Genomic DNA, 15,882 nt, shown 5'->3' with positions numbered 1-15,882 from the left:
CGCCTCGCGAAGGCCCGAAATGAAATGAGTGAGGAGTCCGAATAATGCCCTGGGATCGCAACCAAATGGCCGCGCGCGCCGCACAGGAACTGGAGGACGGTTTCTACGTCAACCTCGGGATCGGCATTCCGACGCTGGTCGCCAACTATATTCCCGTAGGCAAGACCGTCACGCTCCAGTCGGAGAACGGGATGCTGGGGATCGGCCCCTTTCCCTATCCCGACGAGGTCGATGCAGACCTTATCAACGCGGGCAAGCAGACGATCAGCGAGCTTGCCTCTTCCTCCTATTTTTCTTCGGACCAGAGCTTCGCGATGATCCGCGGCGGGCATATCGACCTCACCGTGCTGGGCGCGATGGAAGTCAGCCAGGATGGCGACATCGCCAACTGGATGATCCCGGGCAAGATGATCAAGGGCATGGGCGGCGCGATGGACCTCGTCGCGGGGGTGAAGAAGATCATCGTCGTAATGGACCATGTCTCAAAGTCGGGGAGCCCCAAATTCATTCCCGAATGCAGCCTTCCGCTCACCGGCAAGAATGTGGTGGACCTGATCATCACCGACCTGGGCGTCTTCCGCCGCAAGGATCATGACAGCCCCTTCCAGCTGGTCGAGCTGGCGCCCGGCGTGACCGAGGACGAGATCGCCGAAAAGACCACCGCAGCCTATGAGGTCGCCCTTTGAGGCTGTGGCCGCTTCTGGGCGCTTGTGCGCTGGCAGGCTGCGGAGCGGCCGAGGAAGCGGTGATTGACGGGTCGAGCGACGAGGCCTTCGTCGCCAGCGCGGCGGCGGCCCGTTCCGAACTGTCGCTCGAGGAGCGGCTGATTTTCGACAAGGCGATCCAGACCGTGGGATCGCGCCGCCATGGAGCGGACGATGTCGATGCGCTGCGGCGCACGACCTTCGACGGAATGACGGGGGCGCAAGTGGTTGCCGATGCCCGCGCCCGGGGATTGGGAGATTAGGATGCGAAGCTTGCGCAGCCATGCGCCGGGCGGGCCGGAAACACTGACCCTCGATACGGTGGACGATCCTGCGCCCGGACCGGGCGAACTGCTCGTTCGCGTGCGGGCGGCGGCGATCAATTATCCCGACGTCCTCATCATTCAGGATCTGTACCAGATGCGTCCGCCGCGTCCCTTTGCGCCCGGCGGCGAAATTGCCGGCACGGTCGAGGCAGTGGGCGAGGGCGTCGAAGGATGGAGCGAAGGCGACCGGCTGATCGCGGTGCCAGGCTTCGGTGGGCTTTCAGAAAAGATCGTCATTTCCGCCAAAATCGCGATCCCGCTGCCGGAATCGCGCAGCTTCCGCGAAGGCGCGGCGATGATGCTGACCTACGCGACTTCGATCCATGCGCTCTACGACCGGGGGCGGCTGGCGGAAGGCGAAACGCTTCTCGTGCTGGGTGCTGCAGGCGGAGTGGGCCTGGCCGCGATCGAACTGGCGAAGGCCAAGGGCGCGCGGGTCATCGCGGGCGTTTCCAACCCCGAAAAGGCGCGGGCGGCGCGCGATGCGGGGGCCGATGATTGCGTCATCTATCCGCGCGGGCCGTTCGACAAGGATGATCGCAAGAAGTTGAGCGAGCGGTTCAAGGAAGCGGTCGGACCCAAGGGCGCCGACGTGATCTTCGACCCTGTCGGCGGCGACTATACCGAAGCGGCGTTGCGGGCGATCGCCTGGGAAGGCCGTTATCTGGTCGTCGGTTTTCCGGCCGGCATTCCCAAACTGCCTCTCAACCTGACGCTATTGAAGAGCTGCGATGTGTGCGGCGTTTTCTGGGGCGCCTTCGCGGCCCGTGATCCCCAGGCCAATGCAGCGCATGTCGAGACCTTGTTCCGCCTCTGGGACGAAGGACGGATCAGCCCGCGCGTGACCGGCACCTTCCCGTTGGAAAAGGGCGGGGAGGCAATTGCCGCGATGGCGGCGCGCAAGGCGATCGGAAAGCTCGTCGTGACGATGGACTAGCCCCGCTCGGCAAATTGATTTCAGACAACGAAAAAGGGCCAGCCCGAATGGGGGCTGGCCCTCTTCATTTGGCCCTAGCGGACCGCTCGCTTAGCCGCGTTCCTCAACAGGCGGCGGGGGCGGCGGCGGCGGGGGCGGTGGAGGCGGCGGGCACATCTCGCTCGCCAGGATCACCGACCCGTCCGGGCACGTCTGCGTCGCCGGAGGCGGCGGAGGCGGCGGGGGCGGAGGCGGAGGCGGCGGGGGAGGCGGCGGAGCCGCGAAGTTGTAGACCAGGCTGCCCAGCAAGCTGTGCGAGCGCAGGCCCTGCGCGTCGAGGCGCGTGCCACCCACGTCATATTCGAAATCGGCGGTGTTGAAGAAACGATACTTCACGCCGACGTCGAGATTGGGGCTGACGGCCTTCCGGACTTCAGCGAGGATCTGCCAGGCGAAAGCGCCATCGTCCTCATCGAAGGCCGTGTCCTGGGCCAGGGCCACGTCATGGCTGACGCGGGCATAGCCGGCACCGCCACCGATCGAGGCGCTCCAACCATCGTCATTGCCAAAATCGAGCAGCAGGTTCGCCATCGCCGACAGGGTGGTCATGTCGCCATTGACCGGACCCGAGGTGAAATCGGCAACTGCCAGCGAATATTCGGCGGCATCGGTATCGGCCTTCTTGTAGCCAAGTTCGATTTCGCCGCGGACCGGACCGAAGTCGTAACCGGTGCGCAGATCGAAATCGGCACCCCGTTCATAGTCGAAAACGACGCCGTTGGACGTAATGGCCGTGCCATCATCGACATCGATGTCGAGATCCTCGACCTGCATCACGCCGCCATCGACACCGATGTACCAGCTCCCGTCGCGCGCCTGTGCGGGCGAGGCGAGAACGGTCGTCGTTGCCAAAGCGGCCAGTAAGACCTTCTTCATAAGCTTAACCCCTCTAACCAGAGTCTTCGTTGTACTCCCCCTCGGCAACCCGCCATCGCCTGATTGGTTGCAAACTGATCTTGGTTAATTTTCGTCTCACCCGCGAACAGCGTCGATTCATCGCATTATTCGACCAGTCTTTTGCCGACTGTGGCTCCAAAGCCTCGGCCCGCGGGCTTGCCGCGGACACAAAAAAGGGCCGGTCCGAAGACCGACCCTTTCCTGTTTTGACGTCCGTTACCGGACCGTCCGCTTAACCGCGCTCTTCGACAGGCGGCGGGGGCGGCGGCGGCGGCGGCGGCGGCGGCGGCGGGCACTGCTCGCTCGCCAGGATCACCGAACCGTCCGGGCACGTCTGCGTCGCCGGCGGCGGCGGCGGAGGCGGCGGGGGCGGCGGGGGAGGCGGCGGGGGCGGCGGTGCAGCGAAGTTGTACACCAGACTGCCCAGCAGGCTGTGCGAACGCATGCCGTCGCCGGCCAGAGCAACACCACCGAGGTCGTAATCGAAGTCGGAGGTGTTGAAGAAGCGGTACTTCACGCCGACGTCGAGGTTCGGGCTGACGGCCTTGCGGACTTCAGCGAGAACCTGCCAGGCGAAGGCACCATCGTCTTCGTCGAATGCGAAGTCCTGGGTCAGCGCAACGTCATGGCTGATACGGGCCATGCCGATACCGCCACCGAGCGAAGCGTTCCAACCGTCATCTTCACCGAAGTCGAGCAGGACGTTGACCATGGCCGACAGCATCGACATGTCGCCATTGGCCTGCAGAATGCCGAAACGAGTAAAGCTCTCCGGAAGGTCGAGGTTCACGAAGCTATTGTCGGCTTCCTTGTAACCCAGTTCCAGTTCACCGCGAACGGCACCGAAATCGTAACCGGCCTTGAGATCGAAATCCGCGCCCGTGTCATAATCGAGGATCATGCCGTCGCTGTAGACGTCAAGACCGTCGACGACGTCGAAGTTCGTGTCTTCGACCACCATCACGCCGCCATCAAGACCGACGTACCACGTGTTGTCGCGAGCGACAGCAGGCGTGGCAAGCACGGTCGTGGTAGCGAGCGCTGCAATCAATGCTTTTTGCATACTCTTACCCCTCTTCATTAGGTCCACCCCCAACCAAACGGAGGCGAACGGGTTCCCTGGCCGCGGACATAGCAGATTCTGGCGGAATTGCCGTTGTTTTTTTACCACACATACCCGCATTCGTTTCGGCGCATGTATGAAATCTTCCTTTGTCCTTTCCAGCGGCTGCCCTTATCTAAGCATTGTTATGAAGATCAGTCACCGGATTTTTTCGCTTATCGCCGCCGTCGGTCTTCCGATGGTACCTGCCGCCGCGCAGCAGGCTGCGCCGCCGCAAATGTCCACCCTGCCTTCGATGGCACCCGCGCCAGTCAATGCCGAAGTGCTCGACTGGACCAGTGACGCCGATGGGTTGGCCGCGGCTAACCATTTGATCGCATTGCTGGAAAAGGCGCATATCGAAGGCTTTACCCAGGGTCCGGTGATGGCCGCGCAGGCCCGGGCGGCTCTGGCGCAGGCATCACTCGCCAATTCCGTAGCGGCGGCAAATGCCAACCGTTATCTGACCGATGCCTTCCTCGATTATGCGGAATTTTTACAGGCACCTGTGTCTTCCGTGCTATATGGCGACGACTGGGCGCGTCCGCCGCGCCTTTCCCGTAGCGTCATTTTGCGCAACGGACATGCGGTTCCCTCGCTCGAAGCACTGGTGAAACGCACGACGCGAATCAATCCGATCTATGCCGCTCTCAAGGAAGCGGCGCTTGGCGCCGAACTCGACGCCGATGCGAAGAACAAGGTGATCGCCAGCCTCAACCGCGCGCGGGCCTTCCCCGATCGCGGTCGCTTCGTTCTGGTCGACAGCGCGACCCAGCGGCTGTGGATGGTCGAGAATGGCCATGTCGTCGACCATATGAAGGTAGTCGTCGGCAAGGCCGAGGATCCCTATCTGCACACGCCCGAGATCTCGAGCGTCATCTATTATTCGACGCACAATCCCTATTGGCACGTGCCCAAGCACCTGGTGCGCGGCTATCTGGCCGATGGCGTCCTTCGCGAAGGCGTGCGCTATCTCGAGCGCAATGGATATGAAGTGCTCGCCTCGCTGAGCGAGAATGCGCCGGTGATCGACCCCTCGACGGTCAATTGGAAGGAAGTGAAGAAGACCGGCAACCTCGCGGTTCGCCAGCTTCCGAGCGAAAGCAACTCGATGGGCGACATCAAGTTCAACTTCGCCAATCCCGAGGGCATCTATCTGCACGACACGCCCAAGAAGGAATATTTCGGCTATACCGAGCGCGACCTGTCGAACGGCTGCATCCGTCTCGAGGACGCCTTCCGCTTTGCGCGTTGGCTCTGGAAGGGCCAGGGCGTGCCGCAGGTTGCCGAGACCGAGAAGCATCTCGTGATTCCCGAGCCGGTGCCGGTGTTCGTTTCCTATCTGACCGCGCATGCGATGGACGGCCAGCTGGTGTTCGCCAAGGACATCTACCGGCGCGACGCGCAGACGCTGGCGCAGGTCGCCGCGCTGAACCAGCGTGCGGGGGTGGGCGTGCAGGCCGCGACCGCGCCGCAGCCTGCCGCGCAGCCTGCGACTCAAGGGGCGCCCGCGCCGACGGTGCGCTAGATCATCCATTGCGAACGGCGCTCCCGCGCCCTATCTCGCTCCTGACGTAAGGGAAGGGAGCCTGATGGCACAGTTTGACGAGCGGGAGCGCGCATTCGAGACCAAGTTCGCGCGCGACGAGGAAATGCAGTTCAAGATCACGGCCCGGCGCAACCGGCTGCTGGGCATGTGGGCGGCCGAGAAGATGGGCCTGTCGGACGTCGAAGCCGAGGCCTATGCCAAGGACGTGGTGCGCGCCGACTTCGAGGAAGCGGGCGACGAAGACGTCATTCGCAAGGTGCTCGGCGACCTGACCTCGGCGGGTGTCGAGATCGAGGATGCCGATATCCGCGAAGCGCTCGAGCACAAGGCCGTCGAAGCACGCCGCCACTTCATCGAGAGCATGGACTGATCCCATGCCGATGGCCGCCGACGATATCATCGCCCTCATCAAGGCCGCGATTCCCGACGCCGAAGTCGAGATGACCGATCTTGCCGGCGACAATGACCATTGGGCGGCGGTCGTCGTCAGCGACAGCTTCAAGGGAATGCCCCGCGTGCGCCAGCACCAGAAAGTCTATGCCGCGCTCGGGGGACGCATGGGGGGCGAGCTGCACGCTTTGCAGCTGACCACGAAAACCAGAGACGAGGGCCAATAGCCCCGGCAAGGAATGATTATGAGCGATGTGAAGGAACGGATCGACCAGTTGGTGAAGGACAATGATGTCGTCCTTTTCATGAAGGGGTCGAAGCTTTTCCCCCAGTGCGGCTTTTCGAGCCGCGCGGTGGCGATCCTCGACCGTAGCAATGTCGAATTCGAAACCGTCGACGTGCTGCAGGACCAGGAAATCCGTCAGGGCATCAAGGAATATTCGGACTGGCCGACCATCCCCCAGCTTTACGTGAAGGGCGAATTCGTCGGCGGATCGGACATCATGATGGAAATGTTTGAAAGCGGCGAACTGCAGGCGCTGTTGTCGGTCGAGAAAGCCTGACGGCGAGGGGCTGACGAGCCCGCGACATTGCCGGAAAAAGAAAAAGGACGGTGAAGCAAGACCAGAAAATTGCTTCACCGTCCTTTTTGCTGGTTTGTGGAACCAGTGTGTGGACAGCCAATACATTGCACACCCCGTGCCAATTTTGAAAAACCCCGAAAAACTGCGCTAAATAAGTTTGGGATCGAGCAGGCTGCGCGCCTACCCGTAAAAAATCCCGACAGATTTGCCGCACTAGCCGTCGCGAGCCATTTGGATTCGCGGGCTCGCGGGTCTAGGTTGCTCCTCGAAGGACAGGAAGAGCACGAGGGACCCTTATGAAGACGATGATTTTCGCATGCCTGGCATCGGCCGCTATGGCCATGCCGCTCGCCGCCCAGGACAAGGAAGTGGTCAAGGAAGTCGAAGAGGTCGAGATCGTCTCGAAAGGCGACCACGATCCGCTCGGCGCGCTCGAGGAAAGCGAAATGGACGGCAAGAAGCATGTCGTCATCAAAAAGGAAATCCGGAAGGGCGAGGGCGCCAAGGAAGGCGCAATGGAAGCCCGGGCACGCCGGATGATGTCCGACTGCGCCGGGCGCAGCTTCGAGACCGAGGCGATGGTCAAGAATGAGGCAGGCGAGGTCCGCAAGACCCGCATCAAGCTGTGCGGTGACAAGGATAATGACGATGCCTGGGTCGAGACGCTGATCAGCGCCAAGAAGAAGATCGCGCTGGCCGAAGAGATCAGCGAGGAAAGCCGCGCCGCGATCATTGCCGACCTCGATGCGGAAATCAGCCGGACGATCGCCGACGAAGACGGCTAACGGTCCGCTCTTTTCGACCAACGGCGGGACTCTCTGTTTACAGCTGTAATCGTTTCGGTTACATCTGTAATCGAAAAAGGGAGGTCCGATGGACAAGCGAGTAAGCGAAGCCGAGTGGGAAATCATGGAGGCGCTGTGGGCGTCGCCGGAACCGCTGACTGCCGCCGATGTATCGGTAAAGGTGCCCGAAGAGCGCCAGTGGAGCCTTGCGACGGTCAAGACCATGCTGTCGCGGCTCGCGGCCAAGGGCGCGGTCACCCATCGCCGGCAGGGGCGTCGCTATCTCTATTCTGCCGCGGTCGATCGTGCCGCCGCCGTCGGCCATGAGTCGCGCCGGCTCGTCGACCGGATGTTCGGCGGCCGCCTGTCGCCGATGGTCGCTCGCCTTGCCGAGGATGATGCGCTTTCTCCCGAGGATGTGGAGGAAATCGAACAGCTGTTGAAGGAGCTCCGCAAATGAGTGCCTGGCTGGTCGATACGCTCATCGCCACCAGCGGGCTGATGATCCTCGTCCTCCTGGTTCGCGAACCGGTGCGCCGCCATTTCGGGGCGGGAGCGGCTTATGCGCTCTGGGCCATTCCGGCGGCGCGCGCGCTGATGCCCACGCTTACCGAAACCGTCGAGCGCACGGTGCCGATGCTGCCCGCCGCGAGCGAAGCCACGGGAGCGGTCGCTCCGCAATATCTCCCGATCGTAGCCGCGCAGGTCGCGCAAGGTTCGGGCCAGCCCGCTCTCATAGATAGTATCGGTGGCTGGCCGGTCCTGCTGGCGATGATCTGGGTGTCGGGTGCGCTCGGACTCTTCACCAACCGGCTGATCGCCTACCACCGGATGCGTCGCGAGATTCTCGCTTCTTCGCGCACGCTGGCCCGGGTGGGCGGGGTGCGGATCGTGCGCAGCGATGCCGCGCAAGGACCGCTTGCCTTTGGTATCATCGACCGGGTGATTGCCGTTCCCCCCGGCTTTACCGCCGATTTCACTCCGCGCGAGCGCCGTTTGGCGCTTGCCCATGAACTCGCTCACCACCGGTCGGGCGATCTTCATGTCAACATGTTCGCTTTCGTCTTTCTCTCTCTCCAGTGGTTCAATCCGCTTGCCTGGATTTCCTACGCCGCTTTCCGCTTCGACCAGGAAGCCGCGTGCGATGCCCGGGTACTGGAAAAGACGGGGCCTGGGCCCTCCGAGGACCGCGCGTCCTATGGTCGGGCCATTGCCAAGGCCGCTTCGGGCCGGGCGCTGCTGTTCGCCAGCGCGCTCGATCGTCCTGATACCCTCAAACGGAGATTGAAAAGCATGATGAACCATCATTCGACGGGGCAGCGCCTCGCGGGACGCCTGATCGTCCTCGGCGCGCTGGGCTTGGCCTTGCCGCTGACCGCGACCAAGGCGGTATCCTTCATCGACGTGCCGGTGGCGCCGACCCCGGTCGAGCGCGCCGCGCTTCCCGCCGCTGCCAGCGTTGCGCCTGCCGCACCGGTGGTTCCCGCGGTCGCCGTGCAGCCCGTGGCACCGGTTGCTCCCGAGCCTGCACCGGCCCCCGAGGCGCATTCCCACGATCACAAGATCGAGCGCCATTTCGTCGTGGATGGAAAGCGCATGAAATATAGCGAAATGACCCCCGAGCAGCGTGAGGAGTTCGACCGCGGCCTCGCAGAAATGCGCAAGGCGCTCGCGGAAATGCGGTCGGAGCGGGGCGAGATGCGCCGGGAAATGCGCGAATCGATGCGCCAGGTCCAGATCGACAGGGTGAAGGCGCGCCGTGACCTCGACGAAGCGCGGCAGGAAATCGAGAAGGAAATTCGCATCGTCGAGCGCGATGCAGACAAGCTGCGGGCTAACGGCAAGGATCCCAAGATGATCATCATGTCGCTGCGCACCGCGCAGGACGCGCTCGACGGCATGGACATGGACAAGATCATCGACGACGCGATGAAGTCGGTCGATCTGGATGTCGTCGAAACCAGTCTCGATGCTGCCGAAGCGGGCCTTCGCCACTCGATCGAGAAGATGGAGCGCGCCCGCCAGCAATAGGCTCGAAGCGGCGCAATCGGCCAAATGGCCTTTGCGTGGCAGGGGCGTCCATGGCAGGGAGAGGCCGTGGATGCCCCTTATTCATCGCTGGAAGCGCTGCGCCCCGGGATCGCGCGCCTGCTCGCCCGCAATCCTTCCCCCTATACCTATAGTGGAACGCAGACCTATCTGGTCGGTGACAAGGATGCGGTGATCGTCGTCGACCCCGGCCCCGACATGGACGAGCATGTCGATGCGATCGTCGAGGCAATCGGAAAGCGCGAACTGGTGGCGATCAGTTGCACCCACACGCACCGCGACCACAGCCCGGCATCGCGCCCGCTCAAGGAGCGGCTCGGCGCACCCATCATCGGCTGCGCGCCACTGTCGATCGAGGCGACGGGACCGCGCGCCGATGCGTCCTTCGACAGCGATTATGCCCCCGACCGCATCCTCGAGGATGGCGAGAGCCTGCGCGCCGGGTCGGTCGAGATGGTGGCGGTCGCCACTCCCGGCCACACGTCGAACCATCTTTGCTATGCCGCCGACGGGGCCCTGCTTACCGGAGATCATGTGATGGGCTGGTCCACCACGGTGGTCGTGCCGCCCGACGGGGACATGGAAGATTATATGGCCAGCCTGGAAAAGCTGCGCCAGCGCGACGACCAGGTCTATTATCCCGCCCATGGCCCCGCCATCGAGAAGCCCCAGCGCCTCGTCCGGCACATGATCGGGCATCGCCTCCAGCGCGAACGGCAGATCGTCAACCGGCTCAAGGCAGGCGATCGGTCGATCGAAGAGCTGGTCGCCAATTGCTATCCCGGCCTCGACGAGCGGCTGGTCCCGGCGGCGGGAGGATCGGTGCATGCCCATCTCGTCTTTCTCGAGCGCAAGGGCATGGTGAGAAAGAGCGGCGAGGAGTGGGAAGCGGCCTGACCCTCTGGTCAAGCGGCCCTGCGATAGCCATATAGCCCGCGTAACCACAGTGGAGGATCATTCGTGAACGCACCCCAACGCCCGCCCCAGGGGGAAGAGTTGCTGGCTGAAATCCAGCGGCTCAAGGAAGAGCGGAATGCGGTGATCCTTGCCCATTATTACCAGAAACCCGAAATCCAGGACCTCGCCGATTTCGTCGGGGACAGCCTCGATCTTTCGCGCAAGGCCGCGGCGACCGATGCCGAGGTGATTGCCTTTTGCGGCGTGCGCTTCATGGCGGAGACGGCCAAGATCCTCTCGCCCGAGAAAATCGTCATCCTTCCCGACATGGATGCCGGATGCAGCCTCGAGGACAGCTGCCCGCCCGACCAGTTCAAGGCCTTTCGCGATGCGCATCCCGACCATATCGCGCTGACCTACATCAATTGTTCGGCCGAAGTGAAAGCCCTGTCGGACATCATCGTCACCTCATCCTCGGCGCAGGTCATCCTCGACCAGATTCCCAAGGACCAGAAGATCATCTTCGGGCCCGATCGCCATCTCGGCGGCTATCTCTCGCGCAAGTCGGGACGCGACATGCTGCTCTGGCCGGGTATCTGCATCGTCCACCAGGCGTTCAGCGAAACCGAATTGTTGAAGCTCAAGGCCGAGCATCCCGATGCGCCGGTCGCCGCGCATCCCGAATGCCCGCCGCACATTATCGATCATGCCGATCATGTCGGCTCGACCAGTTCGATTCTTCATTTTGCCAAGACCAACCCTTCGGAGGTGATCATCATCGCCACCGAGCCGCACATCATCCACCAGATGGAAAAGGCCGCGCCCGAGAAGACCTTCATCGGTGCACCCGGCGGCGACGGGAACTGCAATTGCAACATGTGCCCCTACATGGCGCTCAACACACTCGAGAAGCTCTATGTCGCGCTGCGTGACCTCGAACCGCGGATCGAAATGTCCGAGGAGCTGATGGACGCCGCGCGCAAGCCCCTCGAGCGCATGCTCGACATGGCGGGCCGCACGGTCGGCCAAGGCGACGTCGGCCAGCCCCAGATGCGCTGATCCGGCGCGAAGCGCGCGGGCCTAGCGCCCGCGATGCTTCTTCGGGCTTCCCTTGCGGTGCGGCTTTCCGCCGGGCCGCCCCTTGTTGGCACGGTGCACGGGCTTGATCTGCCCGCGATGCGCAGGCTGGTGCGGGCTCGGCGAACTGCCATGCGGCGCGGGTTCGATCACCACGCCCGCATCATCCTCTCCGCCCTTGCGTCCGGTGCGCTGGAGCGCTTCGGCAAAGCGGTCGGCGATCGCCACCGGGATCTGGAAATAGGTCTCGTTGGGAGCGATGCGGATCGCACCGATCTCATTCTTGGTGACATGACCGCGACGGCAGATGAGGGGGAGAAGCCAGCGCGGATCGGCATTCTGCCGGCGACCGATGTTCATCCTGAACCAGACGCAATCGTCGAAGCCCTCGCGCCGCTTCTTCTCGGGAGGCTGGTCGCCCTTGCGGCCACCCAGCAGTTCCTCGGGCGCAGGCAGTTTCGAGCGATGTGCGGCAATCAGCGATAGAGCGATTTCCTCTGCCGACTGTTTTTCAAGGAGCGCCTTGGCCATTTCGCGATCGGCGTCGGATGCCTCGACCGGCTCCGCCAGTTTCTCGAGAAGACGCTCGCGGTCGCGCTCCTTGATCATCTCCGCCGAGGGGGGCTCGATCCACTTGGCGGGGATCTTGGCGGCGCGCAGCATGGAATCGACGCGGCGGCGGCGCGGATAGGGGACGATCAGGATCGCAGTGCCCTTTTTCCCGGCGCGGCCCGTGCGGCCCGAACGATGCTGCAGCACCTCGGCATCACGGGGCAATTCGACATGGATGACGAGGCTGAGGCTCGGCAAATCGATGCCGCGCGCGGCTACGTCGGTCGCCACGCACACGCGAGCCCGGCGGTCGCGGAGCGCCTGCATCGCATGGTTGCGCTCCGACTGCGAATGTTCGCCCGAGATTGCCACTGCCGAAAAGCCCCGCTCGACGAGGATGGCGTGCAGATGCCGGACATTTTCGCGCGTCGCGCAGAAAAGGATCGCGGTCTCGGCTTCGTGGAAACGGAGGAGATTGACGACCGCATGCTCGATTTCGGCGGGCGAGACGGTGACGCACTGATATTCGATGTCGCCATGGCCCCGGTCCTCGCCGATGGTCGAGATGCGCATCGCGTCCTTCTGGTAGCGCTTGGCCAGCGCCACGATCGGGCGGGGCAAGGTCGCCGAGAAGAGATAGGTGAGGCGCTGGTCGGGCGTCGCGTCGAGGATTTCTTCCAAGTCCTCGCGAAAACCCATGTCGAGCATCTCGTCAGCTTCGTCGAGCACCGCGACCTTGAGCGCCGACAGGTCAAGCGCGCCGCGTTCGAGATGGTCGCGCAGGCGCCCGGGCGTGCCGACGACGATATGCGCGCCGTGCCGCAGGTTGCGCCGCTCGCGGGAGGGATCCATGCCGCCGACGCAGGTTGCCACTGCCGCCCCGGCCTTTTCATAAAGCCACGACAATTCGCGGCTGACCTGCAGCGCGAGTTCGCGGGTCGGTGCGATGACGAGCGCGACCGGCGCGCCGGGCCGCGGCAGCCGGTCATGCTCGCCGAGCAATTGGTCCGCCATGGCGAGGCCGAAAGCGACGGTCTTGCCCGAACCGGTCTGCGCCGAAACGATGAGATCGCGACCCCGCGCCTCGGGGCGGGTCACCGCAGCCTGGACGGGGGTCAGCGCGTCATAGCCGCGCGCGGAGAGGGCTTCGGACAGAAGCGCTGGGAGGTGAGGAATTTTCATGAGGGCGCCCCCATGGTCGCAAGTGAGTGTTTTCACAAGCAGAATCGCAAAACAAAACGCTCCCGGACCTGAATCCGGGAGCGTTTCGGGAGCAACGGATCAGGCACCGATGTGAACGGTGGTGCCGATATTGGTCATCGCATAGATGTTCTTGGCGAAATCCTTGGGCAGGCGAATGCAGCCTGCGCTCGCCGGATAGCCGGGGTTATGGCCGGCATGCAGCGCGATGCCATATTGGTCGATCATCTGCATGTAGGGCATCGGCGCGTTGTCATACTTCTTCGAATAATGCATCGGCTTCTTCAGCCAGACAGGGAAGATCCCGGTCGGCGTGATCTTGCCTTCCTTGGCGGTCGAAACCGATGCGGCACCGACGAGCGTGTCGCCGCGATAGGCAAAGGCCATCTGCTTTTCGAGCGACACCACGATCCGCGGCTCGCCCTTCGCGCCCTTGTCGTTCCAGACATATTGGTTGGGCTTGAGCGAGGTGCGGTCGAACTTCTTCACGAAATCGGCATAGGCGTCCTGTGCCAATTCCGCCGACGCGGCCTTGGCCTCGGGGGTTTCAATCGTGTTGGCTCCGGTGAGAGCACTGGCGGGGGCGGTCAGGGTGAGCGCGCCCGCTGCCAGCGCAAGGGCTAGCATCTTCATGGGAACGGTCTTTCCAAATCTAAATTCGCTTTGCCTTTACAACGGCCTGGCTGCGAGTCGGGTTCCTGACTTCCGTCGCATTAATCGTGCGGATATGTCGCTTTGCCTTAACGGATGCTTACGCGCCGAAAGGCACCGAAAGGCGGGATTTTCTTGCTCGTCATGGCGCGGGATGGTGGCGGTCGAGATGCTTGCGGATGATGCGCAGATTGCGGCTGTTCGAGCGGAAGAAGAAGTCGGGAACCACCCCGATTACGGGTATCGCGCCCAATAGCATGTCGAAGCCGGTGTTGAGGCTCATCCGCGCCATTTGCCACTTGCTGAGGCCGAGGTTTCGCGCTTCCCAGATGATATAGCTGCCGAGCGCGGTGGCCGAGAGCGTGCCGACCCCCGGAATGAGGCTGAGGATCGCGTCCAGGCCGAGGGGCTGGTTGATACCCGGCACGACGACCAGCCGTTCGAGCAGTTTTTCGAGCGCTTCGACGCGGCGGCGGATCGCGGCGGGATCGGTGCGGCCGGAAAAGGCGCCGGGTCGGGGGGCGGAATCATCGGTCACGGGGCATTCTCCGGGCTGAGCGGTCCCTTGAGCCCCATCAGCGGATGGCGGGCAAGGCTATTGGGCGAAAAGCCCGTCACATAAGGCCCCACAAGCGCCCAGCGAACCGGCGCTGCGATGGGGATGAACAGTTCGGCCTCGTCGAGCATCATCGCCGCACGGGTCAGGAGATCGTGCCGCTCCTCCACGGTGGGAGCGGCGCGGGCATCGTCCATGAGCGCGTCGGCGTCCTTGCTGCAAAGGCGCACCGAACCGCAGCGGAAGAAGCGGATGAACCATTCGCCTGAACGTGAGGGCGCGACCTGGTCGATGAGCGTGAAATCGGCATCGGCCCGGTCCTCGACGCGGCGCGCCTCGACGCCGATACGGCCCCAATCGGTGCTGAGGCGATTGAAAAGCATGTCGCCGCCCGGGCCATCGGGCAGGTGCAGCGCGACCTGCAGGACCGGCCCGCCTTCCGATTGCGCATCATCATCGACAAGGCTGCGCAGATTGCGCGCCAGCATGTCCTGCCGTTCGGTCAGCGGCAGTTCGAGCCAAGCCGGGGGCTGGGCCGCCTGTTCGATATCGAGACCCGCCTGCAGGATGCGCGCTCTTGGCACCAATCCGGGCACCGCGAGATCGGCGAGAAAGGCCTCGCGATCGATCGCGCGCGATAGGATCGACCGTATCGAGGGATCGGCCAGAGGTCCCTTTTCGCGGCGCGGGAGCAGGCCGAACAGGCCAAGCACCGGATCGAAGCGCAACTCGCCGCGGCTGAGATCGGCGCCTCGTGCCAGCGGAAGGTCAGTGAAGGTCCCGCCCAGCACCAGCTCGACGCTTCCCGCCGAGAACAGCCCGACGGCGCGCTGCGCGCTCGCGGCGGTCAGGTGCAGCATTTCCTCGCGCATTTCGTCGGTGCGCCGATTGGGGACGAGGCGGCTGAGATGAAGCGCATTGGCATCGTCGTCAGCTTCCGAAAGAAGGAAAGGGCCGGCGCCAACCTCGCCCTTGAGGATCGCCATTTCGGGCTGGGCGAGAAGCGATAGAAGGTCGGGGCGGGGGGAGGAGAGCCTCAGCTCGATCACCCGGTCGGTCATCGCGACCACATCCTCGACGACGCCCATCGTGTCGTGGAGCGGATTGCGCCGCGCTGCGATCTGGCGACGCAGCGCGCGGGCCACGTCATCGGCCTCGATCGGTTCGCCGTCGGGCCAGCTACCCGAGGCCAGCCGGAAAATATAGCTGCGACCATCGTCGGACACATGCCAACGCTCGGCCAGCGCGCCCTCGATCTGGCCACGCGCATCGAAGCGCACCAGTCCCTGCGCCAGTGCGCCCAACAGATATTCGTCGCCACGGTCCGCTCGCCCGGTAGCGGGATCGGTCAACTCGGCCCGCTCGTCGATCAGCGCGATATGCGTCTCGCCCGGATTGTCGTCGCCGCACGATGCGAGCGACAGGGCCAGGATAGGCAGAAGGAACTTCGTGGGCGTGCGGAGCATCTATCCTACCTACTCTTCAATGGTCATTCAGCAAGGGGGGTGGATTATTGGCCGAACTGTATTACATATATAAAACGGTTGGCCAATGCCAGCTTGACCCGGCAACAAGGACAGGAGCACA

The 15,882-nt window shown here is 63.5% G+C and carries 18 protein-coding genes; 12 read left to right on the top strand and 6 right to left on the bottom strand.

The window, feature by feature from the left end; translation table 11 throughout:
- Positions 1 to 44: 44 nt before the first annotated feature.
- The 3 genes from FHS50_RS06230 to FHS50_RS06220 are packed head-to-tail and all read left to right on the top strand — an operon-like array spanning position 45 to position 1,967.
- Positions 45 to 686 carry a 3-oxoacid CoA-transferase subunit B gene (locus FHS50_RS06230; protein WP_183933478.1) on the top strand — a complete coding sequence of 214 codons (642 nt, stop codon included), beginning with the start codon at positions 45 to 47 and terminating at the stop codon, positions 684 to 686.
- A complete protein-coding gene (locus tag FHS50_RS06225; protein ID WP_183933477.1) occupies positions 683 to 967 on the top strand; it encodes a hypothetical protein in 285 nt (94 codons plus the stop codon). The genes FHS50_RS06230 and FHS50_RS06225 overlap by 4 nt, the downstream gene beginning before the upstream one ends.
- 1 nt (position 968) lies before the next feature.
- On the top strand, positions 969 to 1,967 hold the full coding sequence (locus FHS50_RS06220) for an NADPH:quinone oxidoreductase family protein (RefSeq protein ID WP_183933476.1): 999 nt from the start codon (positions 969 to 971) through the stop codon (positions 1,965 to 1,967).
- Between the two features lie 90 nt (positions 1,968 to 2,057).
- Here FHS50_RS06220 and FHS50_RS06215 read toward each other — a convergent pair whose 3' ends face one another.
- A complete protein-coding gene (locus tag FHS50_RS06215; protein WP_183933475.1) occupies positions 2,058 to 2,882 on the bottom strand; it encodes an outer membrane protein in 825 nt (274 codons plus the stop codon).
- Positions 2,883 to 3,135: 253 nt separating this feature from the next.
- Positions 3,136 to 3,966: an outer membrane protein gene (locus FHS50_RS06210; RefSeq protein ID WP_183933474.1), complete on the bottom strand. Its 831-nt coding sequence runs from the start codon at positions 3,964 to 3,966 to the stop codon at positions 3,136 to 3,138.
- A 295-nt stretch (positions 3,967 to 4,261) separates the two neighbouring features.
- Here FHS50_RS06210 and FHS50_RS06205 point away from each other — a divergent pair, with 295 nt between their 5' ends.
- The 9 genes from FHS50_RS06205 to nadA all read left to right on the top strand — a co-directional run bounded on the left by FHS50_RS06205 (position 4,262) and on the right by nadA (position 11,318).
- Positions 4,262 to 5,533 carry a L,D-transpeptidase family protein gene (locus FHS50_RS06205; protein ID WP_183933473.1) on the top strand — a complete coding sequence of 424 codons (1,272 nt, stop codon included), beginning with the start codon at positions 4,262 to 4,264 and terminating at the stop codon, positions 5,531 to 5,533.
- A gap of 64 nt (positions 5,534 to 5,597) precedes the next feature.
- Entirely contained in the window at positions 5,598 to 5,924 is a 327-nt protein-coding gene (locus FHS50_RS06200) for a DUF1476 domain-containing protein (protein WP_183933472.1), read from the top strand.
- A 4-nt stretch (positions 5,925 to 5,928) separates the two neighbouring features.
- Positions 5,929 to 6,171, top strand: a complete 243-nt coding sequence (locus FHS50_RS06195; RefSeq protein ID WP_183933471.1) for a BolA family protein — start codon at positions 5,929 to 5,931, stop codon at positions 6,169 to 6,171.
- A gap of 18 nt (positions 6,172 to 6,189) precedes the next feature.
- Positions 6,190 to 6,507 (top strand): Grx4 family monothiol glutaredoxin, encoded by a 318-nt coding sequence (gene grxD, locus FHS50_RS06190; RefSeq protein ID WP_183933470.1) that lies wholly within the window; start codon positions 6,190 to 6,192, stop codon positions 6,505 to 6,507.
- A gap of 317 nt (positions 6,508 to 6,824) precedes the next feature.
- The gene (locus tag FHS50_RS06185; protein ID WP_183933469.1) at positions 6,825 to 7,313 is read left to right on the top strand and encodes a hypothetical protein; all 489 of its coding nucleotides are present in this window, start codon (positions 6,825 to 6,827) and stop codon (positions 7,311 to 7,313) included.
- Between the two features lie 88 nt (positions 7,314 to 7,401).
- Positions 7,402 to 7,773: a BlaI/MecI/CopY family transcriptional regulator gene (locus FHS50_RS06180; RefSeq protein WP_183933468.1), complete on the top strand. Its 372-nt coding sequence runs from the start codon at positions 7,402 to 7,404 to the stop codon at positions 7,771 to 7,773.
- Positions 7,770 to 9,344 carry a M56 family metallopeptidase gene (locus tag FHS50_RS06175; protein ID WP_183933467.1) on the top strand — a complete coding sequence of 525 codons (1,575 nt, stop codon included), beginning with the start codon at positions 7,770 to 7,772 and terminating at the stop codon, positions 9,342 to 9,344. The genes FHS50_RS06180 and FHS50_RS06175 overlap by 4 nt, the downstream gene beginning before the upstream one ends.
- 24 nt (positions 9,345 to 9,368) lie before the next feature.
- Positions 9,369 to 10,259 (top strand): MBL fold metallo-hydrolase, encoded by an 891-nt coding sequence (locus FHS50_RS06170; RefSeq protein ID WP_183933466.1) that lies wholly within the window; start codon positions 9,369 to 9,371, stop codon positions 10,257 to 10,259.
- 63 nt (positions 10,260 to 10,322) lie between these two features.
- On the top strand, positions 10,323 to 11,318 hold the full coding sequence (nadA, locus tag FHS50_RS06165) for a quinolinate synthase NadA (protein ID WP_183933465.1): 996 nt from the start codon (positions 10,323 to 10,325) through the stop codon (positions 11,316 to 11,318).
- Between the two features lie 21 nt (positions 11,319 to 11,339).
- On the opposite strand, the gene FHS50_RS06160 is transcribed toward nadA, so the two are convergent.
- From FHS50_RS06160 to FHS50_RS06145, 4 genes are all read right to left on the bottom strand, one after another.
- The gene (locus FHS50_RS06160; protein WP_183933464.1) at positions 11,340 to 13,070 is read right to left on the bottom strand and encodes a DEAD/DEAH box helicase; all 1,731 of its coding nucleotides are present in this window, start codon (positions 13,068 to 13,070) and stop codon (positions 11,340 to 11,342) included.
- Positions 13,071 to 13,169: 99 nt separating this feature from the next.
- The gene (locus tag FHS50_RS06155; RefSeq protein WP_246332972.1) at positions 13,170 to 13,721 is read right to left on the bottom strand and encodes a L,D-transpeptidase family protein; all 552 of its coding nucleotides are present in this window, start codon (positions 13,719 to 13,721) and stop codon (positions 13,170 to 13,172) included.
- Positions 13,722 to 13,881: 160 nt separating this feature from the next.
- Positions 13,882 to 14,277, bottom strand: coding sequence for a DUF4112 domain-containing protein (locus tag FHS50_RS06150; RefSeq protein WP_183933463.1), 396 nt, complete (start codon positions 14,275 to 14,277; stop codon positions 13,882 to 13,884).
- Positions 14,274 to 15,761, bottom strand: coding sequence for an ABC transporter substrate-binding protein (locus FHS50_RS06145; RefSeq protein ID WP_183933462.1), 1,488 nt, complete (start codon positions 15,759 to 15,761; stop codon positions 14,274 to 14,276). The genes FHS50_RS06150 and FHS50_RS06145 overlap by 4 nt, the downstream gene beginning before the upstream one ends.
- Positions 15,762 to 15,882: the final 121 nt, after the last annotated feature.

Source organism: Sphingomicrobium lutaoense (assembly GCF_014195685.1).
Classification (GTDB): Bacteria; Pseudomonadota; Alphaproteobacteria; order Sphingomonadales; family Sphingomonadaceae; genus Sphingomicrobium; species Sphingomicrobium lutaoense.
The sequence above is the reverse complement of the archived record's forward strand: the minus strand, read 5'-3'. Positions and strand labels throughout refer to the sequence as shown.